The 455-nt window shown below is 36.7% G+C and carries 1 protein-coding gene; it reads left to right on the top strand.

Annotated features, from left to right (window positions below; genetic code table 11):
• On the top strand, positions 1-455 hold a 455-nt coding region (locus M3180_RS22325), incomplete at both ends, for an energy-coupling factor transporter transmembrane component T family protein (protein ID WP_251671634.1).

The following is a 455-nucleotide window of genomic DNA, read 5'->3' as shown; positions in this document are numbered from 1 at the left end:
CAGGGATATTTATTGCCTTGTCAGGAGTATCTCTTTCATTTTTTATTCAGGGCTTGAAGTCTATGTTTTTCTTGATTGCCTTCACAACTATTTTTCAACTATTTTTCATTTCTAAAGGGAATGATTTATTTGAGTTTTCGTTTGTGAGAATCACGGATTATGCTTTGCAACAAGCTGGGATTATTTTTTGTCGCTTTGTATTGATTATTTTCTTTTCAACTTTGTTAACCTTAACAACCATGCCTTTAAGTTTGGCATCAGCTGTCGAAGCTTTATTAGCACCTTTAAAGCGTGTGAAAGTTCCAGTTCATGAAATTGGATTGATGCTGTCTATGAGTTTGCGTTTTGTCCCAACCTTGATGGATGATACGACGCGGATTATGAATGCACAGAAAGCTCGTGGAGTGGATTTTGGAGAAGGAAGCATCGTTCAAAAAGTAAAGTCGATGATTCCC

Origin of the sequence: Paenibacillus camelliae (assembly GCF_023715345.1) — a bacterium.
Classification (GTDB): Bacteria; Bacillota; Bacilli; order Paenibacillales; family Paenibacillaceae; genus Pristimantibacillus; species Pristimantibacillus camelliae.
This window is presented reverse-complemented; position numbering and strand designations above follow the sequence as displayed.